Origin of the sequence: Nonomuraea aridisoli, assembly GCF_003236395.1 — a bacterium.
Classification (GTDB): domain Bacteria; phylum Actinomycetota; class Actinomycetes; order Streptosporangiales; family Streptosporangiaceae; genus Nonomuraea; species Nonomuraea aridisoli.
In genome coordinates, this window is the sequence record NZ_POUD01000022.1 from 12268 (window position 1) to 29106 (window position 16839).

Consider the following 16839-nt stretch of genomic DNA (forward strand, 5'->3'; position numbering starts at 1 on the left):
TGGGAATGTAACCGAAGGGTACCGGTGCGGGTCGCCGGGCTGCGAATCATTACCCGTTGGCCGATACGATTCGCCCACCTCAGTTGATTGACTATGGGAGGCAAAGCGGTGGCCACGGGGAAGGACCGGCAGAAGCAGCTGGCACGCGAGCACTACGAGCGGCAGATGCAGCGCCGCAAGGAGCGTGAGCAGAAGGCCAAGCGCGCGGCGATCATCGGCTCCACCGCGGGCGTCGTGGTCGTGGTCGGCGGCATCGTGACCGCGGTCGCGATGCTGGGCGGCAACGACACGGGCACGGAGGCGGCGTCCTCGTCGTCCTCGTCGCCGGCCGCCACCGCGCAGGCGACGGCGGCGGCGGGCCCGAAGCCGTACGACGCGACGACGGGCACGTGCGACTACGTCGCCGACACCTCCGGCGGTCAGGTGAAGGACGTCGGCATGCCGCCGGCGAAGGCCGACACCAAGCCCGCCGAGAAGACGATGACGTTCAAGACGAATCTCGGCGACATCGTGGTCGAACTGAACAACGCCAAGGCTCCGTGCACGACCAACTCTCTGGAGTTCCTGGCGAAGAAGAATTACTACGACGGCAGCAAGTGCCACCGGCTCGGCAGCGACAACTTCCCGATGCTGCAGTGCGGCGACCCGACCGCGAAGGCCGACGGCAAGAGCCAGGACGGCTCGGGCGGCCCCGGCTACGTGATGGCCGAGGAGAACCTGCAGGGCGCCCAGTACAAGCGCGGTGTGATGGCCATGGCCAAAACCTCCGCCCCGGGCTCCACGGGAAGCCAGTTCTTCCTCGTTTACGGCGACATCGGGCTCACCCCCGATTACACACCGGTGGGTACGATCACCAAGGGGCTCGACATCTTGGACAAGGTGAACAAAGCGGGCATCATCACCGACATGGGAGACGGGACTGGCGCACCTAAGCAAACCGTCGAAATCAAAGACGTGACATTCGCCGGCAAGAGCTGACGTAATACAAACTAGGGACGAAGTAGTCCCGAAGGGTCTGATGGAGAGTGCGGGAGGACACGGTGAGCACCGACCCGTGGGGCCGGGTAGACGACGACGGCACCGTCTACGTGCGTACGGCTGAGGGAGAACGGGCCGTCGGCTCCTGGCAGGCCGGTGAACCTGAAGAGGCGCTGGCCTACTTCCATCGCAAGTACGACGAGCTGGCCGGCCAGGTGCAGCTGCTGGAGCAGCGCGTGAAGGGCACCGACCTCGCCCCGGCCCAGGCCGAGGCGAGCATCGCCAAGCTGCGCGAGGCCGTGGCCGACGCCCACGCGGTGGGCGACCTGGCCGCGCTGACGGCCCGGCTCGACGGCCTGACGGAGCTGGTCGCGCAGCGGCGCGAGGAGGTCAAGGCGGCCCGCGAGCGGGCGCGCGCCGAGGCCAGGGCGGTCAAGGAGCGCATCGTCGCCGAGGCCGAGCGCATCGCGGAGGAGACCACCCACTGGAAGTCCGGCGGCGAGCGGCTGCGCCAGCTCGTCGAGGAGTGGAAGGCCGCCGACCGCATCGACCGGGTCACCGAGGCCCAGCTGTGGAAGCGGCTGTCGGCCGCGCGCACGGCGTTCGCCAAGCGGCGCAAGGTCTACTTCGCGGGCCTGGACGAGCAGCGCGAGGGCGTGCGGGCGGCCAAGGAGCGCATCGTGGCCGAGGCGGAGGCGATCTCCGGCTCGACCGACTGGGGCGCGACCGCGGCGGCCTACCGCGACCTGATGCAGCAGTGGAAGAGCGCCGGTCGCGCCTCGCGCGAGGCCGAGGACGAGCTGTGGGCCCGTTTCAAGGCCGCCCAGGACCTGTTCTTCCAGGCCCGTTCCGCCGTCTTCGCCGAGCGCGACGCCTCGCTGGCCGCCAACGCGCAGGTCAAGGAGGAGCTGCTGGCCGAGGCCGAGAAGATCCTGCCGGTGACCGACGCGCGCACGGCCAGGGCGGCGCTGCGCGGCATCCTCGAGCGCTGGGAGGCCGCCGGGCCGGTGCCGCGCGACCAGCGCGACCGGCTCGAGGGCGGGCTGCGCAAGATCGACGAGGCCGTGCGCAAGGCCGAGGACGCCGAGTGGAAGCGCTCCAACCCCGAGGCCAGGGCGCGCGCCCAGAGCACGGTCGACCAGCTCCGCACGTCCATCGACCAGCTGGAGAAGCGGCTGTCCAAGGCCCAGGCCGCCGGGCGCGCCAAGGACGTCAAGGAGGCAGAGGAGGCTCTGACCGCCCGCCGTTCGTGGCTGGCGGAGGCGGAGCGCACCCTCGCCGAGTTCAGCTGAGGTCCTTCTCCCGCACTCCTCCCTCGCCGATCCGCCCGCCGGCGCCCGCCCCCTGTCGGGGAATCGGGCGGCGGCGGGCGGGGGCGGAGACCTAGGCTGAGGGCATGGATCCCGTCACCGCAGCGCGCGCCCTCGTCGAGGAGATGTTCCCGGGCGCCCTGTACGCCTTCGTCGGCGGCAGCGTGCTCACCGAGCACCGCACGTCCACCTCCGATCTCGACGTCGTCGTGGTGCTCGACGGCCTGGCCGTCCCCTACCGCGAATCGCTGCGGTGGCACGACTGGCCGGTCGAGCTGCTCGTGCACAGCGAGACGAGCCTCGAGGCCTACCTCGACAAGGACTTCGACCGCCGCCGCCCGACGCTGGCGCGCATCTGCGCCGAGGGCGCGGTGCTCACCGACCGGACGGGCGGCCGGGCCAGCGACCTGCAGGGCGTGCTCGGCGAGCGCCTGTCGGCGGGCCCCGGCGGGCTGACGCCGGGCCAGGCCGAACGCGCCCGTTACGAGCTGTCCGACGTGCTCGACGACCTGGCGGGGGCGAGCGATCCCGGTGAGGAGGCGTTCATCCGCTGGGAGGTCGTGCAGGCCGCCGCCCGCACGGCGCTCGGCCTGGGCCGCAGGTGGCAGGGCAGCGGGAAGTGGCTGCTGCGCGAGCTGCGCGCGCACGACCCCGCCCTCGCCGAGGAGCTGCTCGCCGCCCATGACGACCCCGTACGCCTGACGGCCGTCGCCACGAGAGTGCTCGAACGGGCCGGAGGACGTCTGTGGGAGGGTTACCGGGCCGAAGGCGACCCCTTCCACCAGACGCTGCGTCACGTGCCCGCAGGAGAGCTCTCGGAAGAGACGGCTCAGAGCTCCGGCATGCGCCGGCTGGCCGCGATCAGCGGCGCGACCACCGGATCGGCGCGGCTGTGGATGGGCCAGACCCACGTCGCCCCCGCCACGCGCTCCTCCGACCACCACCACGGCGCCTCCGAGACGGCCATCTACGTGGTGAGCGGCACACCGTCGTTCGTCTTCCTGGAGGACGGCAAGGAGACGCGCGTCGACGCCGAGCCGGGCGACTACGTGTTCGTGCCGCCGTACGTGCCGCATCGCGAGGAGAACCCCGACCCGGCGCGCGAGGCCGTCGTCGTGATCGCGCGCAGCACGCAGGAGGCCGTCGTGGTCAACCTGCCGAGCCTGAAGGGCTAGCTCAGCCGCCGGCGCCGCTCACGCGGTAGACGTCGAAGACGCCCTGGATGTTGCGGACGGCCTTGAGCACGTGACCGAGGTGCTTGGGGTCGCCCATCTCGAAGGTGAACTTGCTGATCGCCACCCGGTCGCGCGAGGTCGTGACGGAGGCGCTGAGGATGTTGACATGCTGGTCGGACAGCGTACGCGTGACGTCCGACAGCAGCCGCGGCCGGTCGAGCGCCTCCACCTGGATGGCCACCAGGAACACGCTGTCGTCGCTCGGCGACCAGCTGACCTCCACCAGCCGGTCGGGCTGCGCCTTGAGCTGCTGGATGTTGCTGCAGTCGGCGCGGTGCACCGAGACGCCGTGGCCCCGGGTGACGAAGCCGACGATCTCGTCGCCGGGCACCGGGGTGCAGCACTTCGACAGGCGTACCCACACGTCGGCGTCGCCCGCCACGACCACGCCCGCGCCGCCGCCGCGGGGACGGCCGCGCAGCCGGGTCGGCAGCGAGGTCTCGGCGATGTCCTCCTCGGCGCTGTCGACGCCGCCGATCGAGGCCACCAGCTTCTGCACGACCGACTGCGCCGCGATGTGCCCCTCCCCCACGGCCGCGTAGAGCGCGGACACGTCGGGATAGTGCAGGTCGCGGGCGAGCGCCAGGAGCGCCTCGCCGGACATGAGCCGCTGCAGCGGCAGGCCCTGCTTGCGCATGGCCCGCCCGATGGCCTCCTTGCCCGCCTCGATCGCGGTCTCGCGGCGCTCCTTGGAGAACCACTGCCGGATCTTGTTGCGGGCCCGGCCCGACTTGACGAACTTCAGCCAGTCGCGCGACGGCCCGGCGTCGGGCGACTTGGAGGTGAAGATCTCGACCGTGTCGCCGTTGCCGAGCCGCGACTCCAGCGGCACCAGCCGCCCGTTGACCCGCGCGCCGATGCAGCGGTGACCGACCTCGGTGTGCACGGCGTAGGCGAAGTCGACCGGCGTGGCGCCCTCGGGCAGGGCGATGACCTGGCCCTTCGGGGTGAACACATAGACCTCGGAGACCGACAGGTCGAAGCGCAGCGACTCGAGGAACTCGCCCGGGTCGGAGGTCTCCTTCTGCCAGTCGAGGAGCTGGCGCAGCCAGGCCATGTCGCTGCCCGGCTTGACCTTGCCGGTGGGGCCGGGGACACCGACCTCCTCTTTGTACTTCCAGTGCGCGGCCACGCCGTACTCGGCCCTGTGGTGCATCGCGTGGGTGCGGATCTGCAGCTCGACCGGCTTGCCCTCGGGACCGATCACCGTGGTGTGCAGCGACTGGTACATGTTGAACTTGGGCATCGCTATGTAGTCTTTGAACCGCCCCGGCACCGGGTTCCACCGCGCGTGGATCGTGCCGAGCGCCGCGTAGCAGTCGCGTACGGTGTCGACCAGCACGCGGATGCCCACCAGGTCGTAGATGTCGTCGAACGCCACGTCGCGCGCGATCATCTTCTGGTAGACCGAGTAGTAGTGCTTCGGCCGGCCCTTGACCACGGCGCGGATCTTCGCCTCGCGCAGGTCGCCCGAGACCTTCTCGATGACCTCCTGCAGGAAGAGATCGCGGCGCGGCGCCCGCTCCGACACCATGCGCGCGATCTCGTCGTAGCGCTTGGGGTAGAGCATCGCGAAGGCGAGGTCCTCCAGCTCCCACTTGATCGTGTTCATGCCCAGGCGGTGGGCCAGCGGGGCGAAGATCTCCAGCGTCTCGCGGGACTTCTGGTGGCGTTTGTGCTCCGGCAGGTAGCGCATCGTGCGCATGTTGTGCAGCCGGTCGGCCAGCTTGATGATCAGGACGCGGATGTCGCGCGACATGGCGACGACCATCTTGCGCACGGTCTCGGCCTGCGCGGCGTCGCCGAACTTGACCTTGTCGAGCTTGGTGACCCCGTCGACCAGTGACGCGATCGTGTCGCCGAAGTCGCCGCGCAGCTCGTCGAGGCTGTAGGCGGTGTCCTCGACCGTGTCGTGCAGCAGCGCCGCGCACAGCGTCTCGTCGTCGGTGCCGAGCTCGGCCAGGATGGTGGCCACGGCCAGCGGGTGGGTGATGTAGGGGTCGCCCGACTTCCGCTTCTGGTCGCGGTGGTGGTAGGCCGCGACGTCGTAGGCGCGCTCGATCAGGCGCAGGTCGGCCTTGGGGTGGGTGGCGCGGACCGTGCGGAACAGCGGCTCCAGCACCGGGTTCATCGCCCCACCCCCAAACCGCCGCCGACGCACCGCCGGTGCGCCGGGCGCCTCGGCGTTGTCGGTTACGTCGGGCACGACCGCATCACGGGGCACACAGACTCCTCACGCAGTGACTCCTCACGTTCGAGTCCAGATCCCCCCAGTGTATCCAGGCGCCGCACCTGGACTTTCGCGGGCCGATCAGACGGTCACGAGAGAGCGCACGTCCACTCCCGCCAGCCGTTCCCGTCCCTTGAGGAAGGCCAGCTCCATCAGCACGGCGAAGCCGGCGACCTCGCCCCCGGCCCGCTCCACCAGCTCCACCGCCGCCTTGGCGGTGCCGCCGGTGGCCAGCACGTCGTCGACGATGAGCACCCGGTCGCCGGGCGCGAAGGCGTCGCGGTGGACCTCGATGGTGGCGGAGCCGTACTCCAGATCGTAGGACTCCTCCAGCGTCGCGGCGGGCAGTTTCCCCTTCTTGCGCACGGGCACGAACCCCGCTCCCGCCCGGTACGCCACCGGCGCGGCCAGGATGAACCCGCGCGCCTCGATCCCCACGATCTTGTCGGCCTGGAGCGTGCCGGCCAGCTCCTCCACCACGGCCGCCATCGCGACGGGGTCGGCCAGGAGCGGGGTGATGTCCTTGAACACGACTCCCGGCCTGGGATAGTCGGGGACGTCCCTGATGCGCTCCAGGATCATCGTGCTCAGCTCGGTCATGGCGCTCCTCGCTCGTCGTGTGCCGGGCTCCATGATGGTGCATTCCGGCCCCCGCCAGAACCGCCCGCGGGCGTGAGAACACTCTCAGGACGCCTGAGAGGCCCGCTGACGCCCTCGCGCCGCCGTCCCGGGACACGAAGACGCCCCCGCCCGGACAACGGGCGAGGGCGTCGTACGGGGCTGCTAACCCTTGGCTACCGCTGCGCTTTTGGAACTTTTCGTCCCCTTGCCACCGCTGGTGGAGGCGATCCTCCTGGCGATGGCCTGGTACTTCGGCTCGCGCTCCTTCAGCGTGACCAGCAGCGGCGTGGCCACGCAGATCGAGGAGTACGTGCCGACGATCATGCCGACGAACAGGGCCAGCGACAGGTCCTTCAGCGTGCCGGCGCCGAGCAGGGTGGTGCCGATGAACAGGATCGCCGCCACCGGCAGGATCGCGACCAGCGAGGTGTTCAGCGACCGGATGAGCGTGTGGTTGAGCGCGTCGTTGGCCGCCATCGAGTAGGTCTGCTTCGACGTGTGGCCCAGCTTGGCCGTGACCTCCTTGATCATGTCGAACACCACGACCGCGTCGTAGAGCGAGTAACCGAGGATGGTCAGGAAGCCCAGCAGCGTCGCGGGCGTGACCTCGAAGCCCGACCAGGCGTAGATGCCGGCCGTGATGACCAGGTCGTGGAAGAGCGCGACGATGGCGGCGAGCGCCATCTTCGGCTCGAACGCCATCGACAGGTACAAGATGATCGCCAGCATGAACACGCCCAGGCCGATCCAGGCCTTCTGGGAGACCTCACCGCCCCAGGACGGGCCGATCGACTGGATGCTGATCTCACCCGCCGGGGTGTCGAGATCCTGCGCGATCGCGGACTGCACCTGCGCCGTGGTGTTCTCCGGCAGGCTCTCGGTGGTCACCCGCCAGCCGTCGCCGGCTTCCTGGACGATCGCCTGGTGCACGCCCTCGTCGAGGACCGTGGCGCGGACCTGCTCGACGGTGGCCTGCGGGGCCTTGAACGAGAAGACCGTGCCGCCCCTGAACTCCACGCCCAGGTTGAGCCCGTTGAACACCAGACCCGCGATCGAGATGAGCAGCAGGATGGCCGACAGGCTGTACCAGAGCCTCCACTTGCCGACGAAGTCGACGTCGATCTCGCCTCGGTAGAGGCGGCGCCCCAGTCCCATCTCAGGCCTCCTGCGGGGTGGTCGTGCGGCCGGTGTGCGTCTCGCTCATGCGCTCGGCGTCGAGACCCGACAGCGGGTGGCCCTTGGCGAAGAACTTCACCCTCGCCAGCAGGGCGATGAACGGCTTGGTGAACAGGAACACCACCACGATGTCGATCAGCGTCGTCAGGCCCATCGCGAACGCGAACCCGGCCACACCGCCCACCGCGAGGAAGTACAGCACGATGGCCGCGATGAACATGACGGCGTCGGCGATCAGGATCGTGCGCCGGGCACGGACCCAGGCCACCTCGACGGCCGCGCGGAGCGTGCGTCTGCCTTCCTTCATCTCGTCGCGGATGCGTTCGAAGTAGACGATGAAGGAGTCGGCGGTGATGCCGATCGAGACCACCAGGCCGATGATGTGCGGCAACGACAGCCGGAAGCCGGCGTTGTGGCCGAGCACGACGACCGAGGTGTAGGTGATGATCGTGGCGACCACGAGGCTCAGCACCGCCACGATGCCGAGACCGCGGTAGTAGAGCAGACAGTAGACGACCACGAGGACGAGACCGATGAGGCCCGCGATCAGGCCGCCGAGCAGCTGGTCCTGGCCGAGGGTCGAGGAGACCGTGTCGACCGAGCTGCGGTTGAACTTCAGCGGCAGCGCGCCGTACTTGAGCTGGTCGGCCAGGGTGGTGGCGCTGGCCTGGTCGAAGCCGCCGGTGATCTCGGCCCGCCCGCCGGGGATCGGGCTGATGATGTTGGGGGCTGTGATGACGACGCCGTCGAGCACGACCGCGACCTTGTTACGCGGCTCGGGCGAGTTGAACGCCTCGGTGGTGAGCTTGCTCCACTCGCTGGCGCCCTTGCTCTTGAAGTCGAGCTGGACGACCCACTCGACGGTGCCCTGGCGGACGCCCGCGGAGGCGGTGTCGATGTCGGTGCCGACGACCTTGGCGACGTCGAGGACGTACTTGAAGCTGCCGTCGGTCTCGCACGCGGCGTACTGCTTGTTGGGGTCGTCCTGGACACCCTGGCCGCGGTTGGCCGGGTCGGAGCAGTCGAGCTTGTTGAACTGCTCGAGCACCGCCGGGTCGATGCCGGTGGTGTCGATGCCGAGCTCCTCAGGCGACGGCGTGCCGCTCTGGCCGGTGGGGCTCGGCGACGGCGTGGCCTTGGCGTCCTGGTTCTTGGCGTCCTGGTTCTTGGCGTCCTGGTTCTTGGGGGCGTCCTTCTGGCTGCCGCCCTGACCGCGCGAGGGCTGCTCGGAGGGCTCGGCGGAGCCGGACGGGGCCGGCGTCGGGGCCGTCAGCGCGGACGACAGCGCCTTGCCCGTCGGGGAGGCGCTCGGCTGGGCGCTGGTCTGCGGCGCCCCGGCCGACTGCGAGGCGGACGGGCTCGCGGACCCCGACGGCGAGGCCGAGGGGGTCGGGGCGTTGGTGGCGAGTTCCTGCGGGAGCTGCGTTGCCGCCATGGCCAGCACCTGGCGGAAACGCAGCTCCGCGGTGGTGGCGACCAGCTTGATGGCCTCGCTCTGCCCGACTCCCGGGATGGAGATGATGATGTTGTCGCCAGACTTGGCGACCTCCGCGTCGGAGATCCCGGTGCCGTTGACCCGGTCGCGGATGATGCTCACCGCGCGGTCGAGGATCTCGTCCGGCGGAGCCGCGTTGTTCTGGGTCACCGGTGACAGAGTCACCGTCGTGCCGCCGGCGAGGTCGAGCCCCAGCTTGGGCGTGTACGCCTTCTGCAGGAACATCGTCCCGCCCAGGGCGAGGATGAGCGCCAGAAGCACGAGGAGCGTACGCCCCGGTCGGCTGTGGCTGCTGGTCGATCGGGCCACTGGTCGTCAGTTCTTTCAGATAGAGGTTTGTCGCAGAGCTTAGTCAGGACCGCTTGGTGTTGGAGTCCTGGTCCCCGTTACGCTCCACGGCGGCCTCGGACTCCGTCTTGTCCTCCTCGCCGGACCCGTCGGCGACCGGCTCGTCCGCCGGAGCGTCGCCTGGCGTCACGACCCGACCGATGGCCGCCTTGACCCAGCGGGTCTCGATCCCTGGCGCGACCTCGAGGATGACATCCTCATTGTCCACCGCGACGACGGTAGCGAACAGACCGGTGGTCGTCATGACGCGGGTGCCGGGCGTCAGGGAGTTCTGCATCTTGATCGCCTCTTGCTGACGCTTGCGCTGAGGCCGGATCAGCAAGAAGTAAAACACCACCACCAGCAGAATCAGCGGCAGGATGCTAGTGAGTTGGTCCATAAGGGGCGACCTTCCAATTGTCGTACAAGGAGTTGACACCGGCCTGGCGCCGGAAATTCCGTGCGCAGCGTCGGGCCGCGCCGCATCAGCCCGTCAGCCTACACAGCCAGCCAAGCCACGGAGTGTAGGCGCTTGTTGCGAAACGCGGCAACGAGGCAGCGTTTCGGCACGCGGGGAAGTTCCCATTTTGAAACGGTTGCAACCGATCTGTGATCAGGCCAAATCGGTCGCTCCGAACGCATCAGGCGGCGGGGTCAGCCCGAGGTGGATCCAGGCCGCCGCGGTGGCCACCCGGCCGCGCGGGGTCCTGGCCAGCAGGCCCTGGCGTACGAGGAACGGCTCGGCCACCACTTCCACCGTTTCCGGCTCCTCCCCCACGGCCACGGCCAGGGTGGACAGGCCCACGGGGCCGCCGCCGAAGTTTTTCAGCAACACGCCGAGGACCGCCCGGTCGAGCCGGTCCAACCCTTCGGCGTCAACTTCGTAAAGATTCAGCGCCGCCGCTGCAATTTCCCGATTTATCACTCCATCAGCGCGAACGTCCGCAAAGTCGCGTACGCGCCTCAGCAGCCGGTTTGCGATGCGCGGTGTGCCGCGGGAGCGGCGTGCGATCTCATGGGCGCCTTCCACGGGAAGCGTGACGCCGAGCAGCCGGGCCGAACGGTAGAGCACCTGTTCGAGCTCGGCGACGTCGTAGAAGTCCATGTGGGCGGTGAAGCCGAACCTGTCGCGCAGCGGTGCGGGCAGCAGCCCGGCGCGGGTCGTGGCGCCGACCAGGGTGAAGGGCGCGATCTCGAGCGGGATGGCGGTGGCGCCCGGGCCCTTGCCGACCACGATGTCGACCCGGAAGTCCTCCATGGCGAGGTAGAGCATCTCCTCGGCGGGCCTGGCCATCCGGTGGATCTCGTCGATGAACAGCACCTCGCCCTCGGTGAGGGTCGACAGGATGGCCGCGAGATCGCCGGCGCGCTCCAGCGCCGGGCCGGAGGTGATGCGGAGCGGGGCGTTCAGCTCGGCTGCGATGATCATCGCCAGGGTGGTCTTGCCCAGGCCGGGAGAGCCGCTCATCAGCACGTGGTCGGGCGGCCGCTGCCGGCGCAGCGCGCTCTCGAGCACCAGGGACAGCTGCTCACGGACGCGCCCCTGGCCGATGAACTCACTGAGGCGCTTGGGCCGCAGCGCCGCCTCGATCTGCAGCTCGTCGCCTCCGGCGTCGGGCGACAGGATCTCCCGCTCAAACCCCACGCCGGCACCTCCTCCCTTCACGCACACCACCGGCCCACTCCCTACCACAACCCCCGCCTCCCGTCTCATCCCTGCGGCCCGGCAGGCCGGCGTACCCGACGAGCCGATACGGGCTACCCGAGACGCCGCGCTCGGACGAAAGGCAAGGGCCACCCGAAGCGCCGCGCTCAGGCAGAAGGCGCGGGGCCCCCAGAGCGGGGTGCTCCGGCAGGAGGCGAAAGCCACCCGAGATGCCGCGCCCCGGCAAAAGGCGAGAGACACCCGAGGCACCGTGCCCCAGCAGAAGGCGAAAGCCACCCGAGGCGCCGTGCTTCAACGGAAGGTGGCAGACGCCCGAGATGGCGTGCTCGGACGGAAGCTCCGGGGCAGCCGAAGCGTCGTCCTTGGGCCGAAGGCGAGAAGCCCTCAAGCCGCCGTACCCGGGGCGAAGGCGACGAGCCCATCGGGCGGTGTGCCCGGACGGATGGGGAGGTGCGTCCAAGGCAGGGTGAGGGGTCATCGGATGCTCAGGGATCGCAGGGCGGCCTTGAGGAGGGCGGCGACCTGGGGCTGGCGGCCGGCGGCGAGGTCGGCGTCGGCGTCGGGCTCCACGGCGGCGATCGCCTGGTCGGCGTCCTTGCTGGAGTAGCCGAGGCCCACGAGCCCCGAGTGGACCTGCTCGCGCCACGCCGCCGAGTGCCGCTCACCGTTGAGGGCCGCGTTGACGGCCGCCTCGGGGGTGCCGAGCCGGTCTTTCAGCTCCAGCACGATGCGCTGCGCCCCCTTCTGGCCGATGCCCGGCACCATGGTGAGCGCCTTGAGGTCGGCGGCGGCCACGGCGGTGCGCAGCGCGTTGGGCGTGTGGACGGCGAGCATGGCCAGCGCCAGCTTGGGGCCGACCCCGCTGGCCGTCTGCAGCAGCTCGAACACGACCCGCTCGTCGTCGGTGGCGAAGCCGTACAGGGTGAGCGACTCCTCGCGGACGACCAGGGACGTGGCCAGCCTGGCCTCCTCCCCCATCCGCAACGTCGCGAGCGTGCCCGGAGTGCAGTGGACGAGGATGCCGACACCGCCGACCTCGATCACGGCCCCGTCGGGCGCGATCGCCGTCACCTTGCCCGCCACCGACGCGATCACAGCAGCCCGCCTCCCGTCACTGCCTCTCCCGGCCCGCTGGTCATGGTCATGGTCATGGTCATGCGAGTATCCCGCTCGATCGGCCCGCCCGTTGACTCCGGCCGCGGTCGGCGCGCCGGACCCGGTGCGGGCCCCACTGCCGGACACGACGCGGGCCTCACGGCTGGGGGCTCTTTCGGGTGGCTCTGGCCACGGCTTCGGCCAGGCGGTGCTGGGCGCCGCCGCGCCAGACGTGGCAGATGGCCAGCGCGAGCGCGTCGGCGGCGTCGGCGGGCTTCGGCATCTCGCTCAGCCGCAGCAGGCGGGTGACCATGGCGCCGATCTGCTTCTTGTCGGCCGTGCCGCTGCCGGTGATGGCGGCCTTGACCTCGGACGGCGTGTGCAGCGCCACGGGCAGCCCGCGCCGGGCGGCACAGAGCACCGCGATGCCGGCCGCCTGGGCGGTGCCCATCACCGTGCGGACGTTGTGCTGGCTGAAGACGCGCTCCACGGCCACCGCGTCGGGCCGCACCTCGTCGAGCCAGCGCTCGATCCCGGCCTCGATGCCGACGAGCCGGGCGCCGAGCTCCTCGTCGGCGCCGGTGCGCACCACCCCGACGGCCACCATCGACAGCGGCGCCCCCGGCCGGCCCTCGACCGCGCCGAGGCCGCATCGGGTCAGCCCCGGATCGACGCCCATCACCCGCACCGGCATGCCCTCCCGCCCGCCGAACACCTGTTCGCACGAGACTCTACCGCTGCCGGAAGGCCCGCGCACCGCGAATCGCCCGTCCAGCGCGGGCCTGCCGGGTGTGGCGCCTCAGAAATAGTCCAGCATGTACGGCTTGGCGGCGAAGGCCGCGTCGAGGGCCTCGTCATGGCGGTCGTCGCCGGACATGAGCCCGCTGAGCCGCAGCGTGGCCGTCGGGACGCCGGCGTACAGGGCGGAGAAGCCGTTGACGGTCAGCCGGGGGCCGGGCCCGTCGACCGGCGTGGCCGCGCCAGAGCCGCCCGCGAGCTCCAGCCGCCACGTGCCCCCGCCCCTGACCGGGTCGTCCACGGTGACGACGGCCTCGCAGGAGGCGTGGGCCGGGTAGCCCCTGCGCTCCACGGCGGCGGGCACGTCGAGCACCCGGAACATCCACCGGATCTGGGCGACCTCCTCCTTCGTGCGCTCGCGCAGCAGCCACAGCACCGGATCGTCGGGCGTCACGGCGGCCACGACGTGGCGGGCGACGGAGGACGCGCTGCCGACCAGGGACCACAGGGCGCGCAGGGTCTCGCCGGAGGCGGCGACGAGGTTCTCGACCTCGATGTCGTCGCCCTTCCAGCGGTAGACGACGTAGCCGTCGTCGGCGAGGTAGAGGAAGTCGTCCGCGTCGCCGAGCCGGACGCCCCAGGTGTGCTCGTCCCAGGAGATCGGGCCGCTGGAGCGGGCGAGGGCGTGCACGCGGTGGAGCACCGACACGACCTCGGCGGCGTCGCCGGGGCCCATCCTGCGCAGCTTGACCTGCCCCGCAGGAGTGATCCGGCGCAGGTCCTCGGCGGGCAGGCGCACGGTGTGCAGGGCTCCGGCGTGCTCGTAGCCGATCCGCCGGTAGATGGCGGTGGTGGCCGGGTAGAGCGCGGAGACCGCGTCGCCGAGCGCCGCCGCGCGGTCCACCACGGCCTTCATGATGAAGGTGCCGACGCCGCGGCCTCGGTCCTCCGGATTGACCGTGACCCCGGCGACCCCGGCCATGGGCTGCGGCTTGCCGTGCCACCACTGCGTGAACCGGCGCAGCCGCGCCGCGGCGGCCAGCCGGGTGCCGTCGAACACCCCGAGGTAGCGGCCCTCGCCGAGCGCGGGCAGCACCATGCGGCGCCACTTCTCCCGGCCGGCCGCGGGTATCGGGCCGAAGGCGCGTCTGCGCGCGTCGATGACGTCGTCGAGGTCTGCTTCGGTCAGGTCACGTATCTCCACGAGCAGCCAACCCTACGCAGCGGGGGCGGACGAGGGCGAACCCTGACCCCCGTCCCTGGCCGTGATCGCGAGGCGATCGAGGTAGAGGAGCTGGGCGGCGACGAGGGCGGCCAGCGCGACGGCGACCACGAGCAGCGGCGTGCCGGCGCCGACGTCGGGTGTGCGGGCGGCGTACGAGCTGAGCTGGTGCATCTGGCCGACCGGGGCGGTGAACAGCTCGGGATGCTGGGCGACCAGCAGCGGCCACAGCAGGTCGTGGGCGTTCACGAGCGTGACGGCGCCGGTGAGGATGCCCGCCATGGGCAGCGACGGCAGGAACACGCCGCCGAAGAAGTCGCGGTCGGTGCGCTCGGCCAGCCCCTTGCACAGCAGCGTGAGCACCAGCAGGGCCGGCACGCTCACCAGCACGGGCGGGATGAGGGCGGGGAAGGTGTCGACGAGGCCGAGGTTGCGGGCGTTCTGCCAGTTGGCGACGCCGAGGACGCCCGTGCCGGCGAACAACCACGGCGCGAACAGCAGCAGCAGCCACTCGCTGCCCCGCCCCAGCGGGCGCAGGCCGCCGATGCCGAGCGCGGCCAGGTAGGCCACGCCCACCGAGACGATCGCTCCGGCGAGGGCGGGCACCCAGGTGTTGACCTGGGCGCGCAGGCTGCCCGCCGGGCCGGCGGGCGAGGCCAGCACGCCGTCGATCCACGGCCAGGCGCACAGCAGCGCGACGGCGACCACGACGACGAGCGCCGTCACCCCGGCGGCCACGGCGGCCGGCCCGGCCGCCCGCCGCACGGGCGCGGCGTGCCCTGTGCCGGCGACCGCCTTGGCGGGCTCGGCGGGCAGGATCTCCGCCCCCGCGGCTCCGTACGGGGACGCCGCGGCGTCCTGGCCCGTCGCGGAGAACACGCCGTACGGGCCGGCCGCGCCCTGCCCGGGGGATCCGCCGTAAGGAGGCGCGGGGAGTTGGGTGGCGGCGGCGCCGGAGGGCACGCCGTACGGGCTCGGGGCCTCGTCGTGCGACGCCCACGAGGAGGCGTCGGCGCCGGGGGCCGCCTCGCGCGGCGTCAGGGTGATGCGCAGCCGGAAGGCGACCGCGACGACCGCGGCGGCGACGCCGAGCACGGCTAGGAGCGCCCACGTGAGCGCCGCCACGGCCGCACCGGGGCCGAACTCGGCCATCCGGAAGGCGTAGTCGTAGGACAGGCCCGCGAGCGTCTCTGTGGCCCGCTGAGGGCCTCCCCGGGTGAGCACCATGCCGAACGAGAACGCCTGCAGCCCGACGGCGACGACGGCGAGCGCGAGCAGCGCCCCGACGGCGAGCAGCGCGGGCCCAGGGGTGCCGCCGCGCAGGACCGGCAGGTACGCGATGAGGGCCAGCGCGCACACGACGCCGAACGTGGCCGCGGCGACGACCAGCCGCAGCGAGCCGGGGGCGGTGGCGGCCTCGCGCAGCCCCTCGGCCAGGGTGACGACGCCGGACGCGTTGGGCATCAGGCCGCGCGTCCAGGCGGCCGCGACCCCGACCGGCGCGAACGTGACGACCGCGAACGACAGCGCGATGCGTGCGGCCCGCCTCGGCCACGTGCCGGCGCGATCGAGCGCCAGCGCCAGCAGCGGGCCGACCACCACGGTCACCAGCAGCGGGATGAGGGTCAGGGACAGCGTGAACCCCAGCGCCCGCCAGAACTCGCCGCCGCCGAGCAGCTCGGCGTAGTTGGCCGTCCCCGCGTAGGTGCTCTCCCGCAGGACGCCGCCGCGCTGGAAACTGAGCCAGATCGTCTGACCCGTGGGCAGGACGAGCGTGATGAGGGTGCCCAGCAGCGCGGGCACGGCCAGCAGCCAGCCGAGCGCGGGAGACGCGGAGTGTGGGGGGTTGGGGGAAGTCACGTCGCCCGACCCTACGCCGACCCGGCCACCTCGCGCACGCCGAAAAGCCGTCGGCTCGCGAGGGGCGAACAAGCCCCCGGCACACGAAGGGGCCCGGCGGAGAACCGGGCCCGTGGCGTGTGCGGCGCGGGGCCGTCAGTCGAGGGCGGCCAGGACCTCGTCGGAGACGTCGAAGTTGGCGAAGACGTTCTGCACGTCGTCGCTGTCCTCCAGTGCCTCGATGAGGCGGAACACCTTCTTGGCGCCCTCCTCGTCGAGCGGCACGCTCATGGTGGGCACGAAGCTGGACTCGGCGGAGTCGTAGTCGATGCCGGCGTCCTGCAGCGCCTTGCGCACCGGCACGAGGTCGCCCGCCTCGCAGATGACCTCGAAGGAGTCGCCGATGTCGTTGACCTCCTCGGCGCCCGCGTCGAGGACGGCCATCAGCACGGTGTCCTCGTCGAGGCCGTTCTTGGGGACGATCACGACGCCCTTGCGGTTGAACATGTACGAGACCGACCCGGGGTCGGCCAGCGAGCCGCCGTTGCGGGTCAGCGCCACGCGCACCTCGGAGGCGGCGCGGTTGCGGTTGTCGGTGAGGCACTCGATGAGCACCGCGACGCCGCCGGGCGCGTAGCCCTCGTACATGATCGTCTGCCAGTCGGCGCCGCCGGCCTCGAGGCCGCCGCCGCGTTTGCGGGCGCGCTCGATGTTGTCGTTGGGCACGGAGTTCTTCTTCGCCTTGAAGATGGCGTCGAAGAGGGTGGGGTTGGCGTCCGGGTCAGGGCCACCGGTCCGGGCCGCCACTTCGATGTTCTTGATGAGCTTGGCGAACAGCTTGCCGCGCTTGGCGTCGAGCGCGGCCTTCTTGTGCTTCGTCGTCGCCCATTTGGAGTGGCCGGACATT

The 16839-nt window shown here is 71.2% G+C and carries 14 protein-coding genes; 3 read left to right on the forward strand and 11 right to left on the reverse strand.

What is annotated here, in order from left to right; genetic code table 11:
* The first annotated feature begins 108 nt into the window (after positions 1-108).
* The 3 genes from C1J01_RS08230 (at position 109) to C1J01_RS51955 (ending at position 3463) form a co-directional block, all read left to right on the forward strand.
* The gene (locus C1J01_RS08230) at positions 109-978 is read left to right on the forward strand and encodes a peptidylprolyl isomerase (RefSeq protein WP_328589606.1); all 870 of its coding nucleotides are present in this window, start codon (positions 109-111) and stop codon (positions 976-978) included.
* Positions 979-1040: 62 nt separating this feature from the next.
* Entirely contained in the window at positions 1041-2270 is a 1230-nt protein-coding gene (locus C1J01_RS08235; RefSeq protein ID WP_111177780.1) for a DUF349 domain-containing protein, read from the forward strand.
* 104 nt (positions 2271-2374) lie between these two features.
* Positions 2375-3463, forward strand: a complete 1089-nt coding sequence (locus tag C1J01_RS51955) for a cupin domain-containing protein (protein ID WP_235854325.1) — start codon at positions 2375-2377, stop codon at positions 3461-3463.
* Between the two features lies 1 nt (position 3464).
* On the opposite strand, the gene C1J01_RS08245 is transcribed toward C1J01_RS51955, so the two are convergent.
* The 11 genes from C1J01_RS08245 to C1J01_RS08295 all read right to left on the reverse strand — a co-directional run bounded on the left by C1J01_RS08245 (position 3465) and on the right by C1J01_RS08295 (position 16838).
* Entirely contained in the window at positions 3465-5654 is a 2190-nt protein-coding gene (locus C1J01_RS08245; RefSeq protein ID WP_111177723.1) for a RelA/SpoT family protein, read from the reverse strand.
* A gap of 180 nt (positions 5655-5834) precedes the next feature.
* On the reverse strand, positions 5835-6353 hold the full coding sequence (locus tag C1J01_RS08250) for an adenine phosphoribosyltransferase (protein ID WP_111177725.1): 519 nt from the start codon (positions 6351-6353) through the stop codon (positions 5835-5837).
* A gap of 183 nt (positions 6354-6536) precedes the next feature.
* Positions 6537-7529, reverse strand: coding sequence for a protein translocase subunit SecF (secF, locus tag C1J01_RS08255; RefSeq protein ID WP_111177727.1), 993 nt, complete (start codon positions 7527-7529; stop codon positions 6537-6539).
* A gap of 1 nt (position 7530) precedes the next feature.
* The gene (gene secD, locus C1J01_RS08260; protein WP_111177729.1) at positions 7531-9306 is read right to left on the reverse strand and encodes a protein translocase subunit SecD; all 1776 of its coding nucleotides are present in this window, start codon (positions 9304-9306) and stop codon (positions 7531-7533) included.
* 91 nt (positions 9307-9397) lie between these two features.
* Positions 9398-9772 carry a preprotein translocase subunit YajC gene (yajC, locus tag C1J01_RS08265; RefSeq protein ID WP_111177731.1) on the reverse strand — a complete coding sequence of 125 codons (375 nt, stop codon included), beginning with the start codon at positions 9770-9772 and terminating at the stop codon, positions 9398-9400.
* A 213-nt stretch (positions 9773-9985) separates the two neighbouring features.
* The gene (ruvB, locus tag C1J01_RS08270) at positions 9986-11017 is read right to left on the reverse strand and encodes a Holliday junction branch migration DNA helicase RuvB (protein WP_111177733.1); all 1032 of its coding nucleotides are present in this window, start codon (positions 11015-11017) and stop codon (positions 9986-9988) included.
* A 495-nt stretch (positions 11018-11512) separates the two neighbouring features.
* Positions 11513-12133 carry a Holliday junction branch migration protein RuvA gene (ruvA, locus tag C1J01_RS08275; RefSeq protein ID WP_111177735.1) on the reverse strand — a complete coding sequence of 207 codons (621 nt, stop codon included), beginning with the start codon at positions 12131-12133 and terminating at the stop codon, positions 11513-11515.
* Between the two features lie 157 nt (positions 12134-12290).
* A complete protein-coding gene (ruvC, locus tag C1J01_RS08280) occupies positions 12291-12821 on the reverse strand; it encodes a crossover junction endodeoxyribonuclease RuvC (RefSeq protein WP_111177784.1) in 531 nt (176 codons plus the stop codon).
* A 111-nt stretch (positions 12822-12932) separates the two neighbouring features.
* Positions 12933-14075, reverse strand: a complete 1143-nt coding sequence (locus tag C1J01_RS08285; RefSeq protein ID WP_235854326.1) for a GNAT family N-acetyltransferase — start codon at positions 14073-14075, stop codon at positions 12933-12935.
* Positions 14076-14087: 12 nt separating this feature from the next.
* A complete protein-coding gene (locus tag C1J01_RS08290; RefSeq protein WP_111177737.1) occupies positions 14088-15953 on the reverse strand; it encodes a carbohydrate ABC transporter permease in 1866 nt (621 codons plus the stop codon).
* A 135-nt stretch (positions 15954-16088) separates the two neighbouring features.
* Positions 16089-16838 (reverse strand): YebC/PmpR family DNA-binding transcriptional regulator, encoded by a 750-nt coding sequence (locus tag C1J01_RS08295; RefSeq protein ID WP_111177739.1) that lies wholly within the window; start codon positions 16836-16838, stop codon positions 16089-16091.
* Position 16839 lies beyond the last annotated feature (1 nt).

Bases quoted from the DNA above. Each gene is read 5' to 3' on its own strand.
- C1J01_RS08245 (WP_111177723.1), bottom strand. From the start codon at position 5,654: ATGAACCCGGTGCTGGAGCCGCTGTTCCGCACGGTCCGCGCCACCCAC.
- C1J01_RS08250 (WP_111177725.1), bottom strand. From the start codon at position 6,353: ATGACCGAGCTGAGCACGATGATCCTGGAGCGCATCAGGGACGTCCCC.
- yajC (WP_111177731.1), bottom strand. From the start codon at position 9,772: ATGGACCAACTCACTAGCATCCTGCCGCTGATTCTGCTGGTGGTGGTG.
- C1J01_RS51955 (WP_235854325.1), top strand. From the start codon at position 2,375: ATGGATCCCGTCACCGCAGCGCGCGCCCTCGTCGAGGAGATGTTCCCG.
- C1J01_RS08295 (WP_111177739.1), bottom strand. From the start codon at position 16,838: ATGTCCGGCCACTCCAAATGGGCGACGACGAAGCACAAGAAGGCCGCG.
- secF (WP_111177727.1), bottom strand. From the start codon at position 7,529: ATGGGACTGGGGCGCCGCCTCTACCGAGGCGAGATCGACGTCGACTTC.